The following is a 2,130-nucleotide window of genomic DNA, read 5'->3' on the forward strand; positions in this document are numbered from 1 at the left end:
ACCTCGCTTAGCAGGTGGGGGAAGCATTCATCCTGCAAGACACTCGTTCTGGGGGAGTGATGTCTACCAATTCCATCACAGGGGTAAAGTCGGGGTGACAGGATTTGAACCTGCGACATCTTGCTCCCAAAGCAAGCGCGCTACCAAACTGCGCCACACCCCGTTAGTACTCCTGGTGGGAGTCGAACCCACAACTGACCGTTTTTAAAACGGTCGCCTCTGCCAATTGGGCTACAGGAGCATAATTTGATACCAAGTTGCTATCAAAAGTCATTTGGGTTGAAGGTTAAAGGTTGTTTGGTTGTTCGCGTAGCGTGGCCTATTGGCCAAGGTTGTTCGCCTTTGGCGTCCGAAGTAGCCTAGGTTGTTTGGTTGAAGCTTACAACCGGTTAACCTACCCTACGGGAACGCCAAAGGCGAACAACCGATTAACCTTTAACCGGTTAACCTTCAACCAGTTAACTTTCAACCGGTTAACCTACCCTACGGGAACGCCAAAGGCGAACAACCGGTTAACCTTCAACCGGTTAACCTACCCTACGGGAACGCCAAAGGCGAACAACCGGTTAACTTTCAACAATAGAATGCCGGAGTTGGACTCGAACCAACCTGCTACGGAAAACTTACACAACACGGCTCAAACCGTATTAAAGTTCCCTTCCTGCTTTCTTCCAGATAACTGGGATTGCGTGGGGTGTCGGCACTTCCCACTAACACAGGCTCAAACCAGGTAGCCCCCGGCGTATCGTTCTAAATTACGACTTGCGTTCAAATCGCGATCAGCGGTGTAACCGCAAGCCTCACAATTAAAAACTCGTTCTTTCAGTGGCATTTCTTGAATGTGACCACAGCTTGAACAGGTTTTAGTTGATGGATAGAACCTATCTGCAAATACCAGTTGGCACCCGTACCACTCGGATTTATATTCGAGTTGACGACGAATCTCATAGAATGCCGAATCAGCGATCGCACCCGCTAGCTTGTGGTTTTTCAACAGACCGGAAACATTTAAATCTTCTAATCCAATGACTGCGTGGTTTTTGCAAAGCCAAGAGGTAAGTTTGTGGATTGTATCTTTGCGGATGTTAACAATGCTTTGATGAGCTAACGCAAGCTTTAGCTTGGTTTTATTTCTGTTAGCAGAACCTAGTTTTCTTCTAGAAAGTTCTCGTTGAAGTCTAGCCAGTTTTTTCTGGGCTTGTTTATAAGCCCTGGGATTAGGAAACACAGTTCCATCCGAGCAAGTAGCCAGAACTTTAACTCCAACATCAACACCCAGGTGTTCTCTAGATTTCACAGTAGCTTTAGGTTCAAACTCGTAGGATACAGAAATATACCAAGAATCGGCTACTCGACTGATTGTCACCCGCTTCGTCTGGATTTCTGGCAGTGGTTCATAAGTGCTAACCCATCCAATAAAAGGTAGTTTTAATCGAGTTCCTGAAAACTCCATGACTTTTCCACAATTATCTAAGGTAAAGCTATCATTTCTACCTTTTTTCTTAAACTTCGGATGTTTAGCCACGCCTTTAAAAAAGCGTTTAAATGCTTCTGATAAGTGCCTGAAGGCAAATTGATAAACCCTAGAGCTTAAGGTAGACTGCCAGGGGTATTGAGGTTTAACATGATGGGTATAAAATTTTTTCAGCTTATTAGCCGAAGGTTTGAGTTCGGCTTTATAGGCTTCATTCCACATATTTAAAGCCCAATTCCAAACCCACCTATAATAGCCCGCGTGTCGAGCCATCAAGGTCTTTTGTCTGTTATTGAGCTTTAATCTTGTTTGATATGCTCGTCGCATAAGTCTGGGTCATTCTTGATTTGAGTTTCGTATTTTATTAGTCCATACACATGTCTTGATTTTCCCATCTTTCTAGCGTTCTGACGTTAACGCCTAGATAATCCGCAGCAACTCTTAGCTTGAGATACTTAGTCACTTAACTACAGTTAACGACATACTTATAGTACCGTATTGTACTGCAAATCCTCAACTAAGTTATCGCTCTCCGTGATTCAGAGTCACGGCGACTTGCCAATCGTCCATCCGGCATTTAGCACTTGCAATAGCAAGTGACAGTCCCCCAAGGTCGGCATCGAACCGACGACCTCTCGCTTTTCAGGCGAGCGCTC

At 45.0% G+C, this 2,130-nt stretch carries 2 protein-coding genes and 2 tRNA genes; 1 reads left to right on the plus strand and 3 read right to left on the minus strand.

Features of this window, described 5'->3' with window-relative positions; all coding sequences use genetic code 11:
* Positions 1-89: 89 nt before the first annotated feature.
* Both F6K49_RS43225 and F6K49_RS43230 read right to left on the minus strand, forming a co-directional pair.
* Positions 90-163: transfer RNA gene (locus F6K49_RS43225), tRNA-Pro, on the minus strand.
* Positions 164-167: 4 nt separating this feature from the next.
* Positions 168-241, minus strand: a tRNA-Leu gene (locus F6K49_RS43230).
* A 73-nt stretch (positions 242-314) separates the two neighbouring features.
* On the opposite strand from F6K49_RS43230, the gene F6K49_RS43235 reads away from it, so the two are divergent.
* Complete coding sequence (locus tag F6K49_RS43235) at positions 315-734, plus strand: hypothetical protein (protein WP_293084858.1); 420 nt, start codon at positions 315-317, stop codon at positions 732-734.
* Here F6K49_RS43235 and F6K49_RS43240 read toward each other — a convergent pair.
* Positions 722-1,801, minus strand: coding sequence for an RNA-guided endonuclease TnpB family protein (locus F6K49_RS43240; RefSeq protein WP_075898857.1), 1,080 nt, complete (start codon positions 1,799-1,801; stop codon positions 722-724). The two genes, F6K49_RS43235 and F6K49_RS43240, sit on opposite strands and share 13 nt — an antisense overlap.
* Between the last annotated feature and the right edge of the window lie 329 nt (positions 1,802-2,130).

The sequence above is a fragment of the Moorena sp. SIO3I6 genome (assembly GCF_010672095.1).

Coding starts and splice junctions, on each gene's coding strand:
- F6K49_RS43240 (WP_075898857.1), bottom strand. CDS start 1,801: ATGCGACGAGCATATCAAACAAGATTAAAGCTCAATAACAGACAAAAG.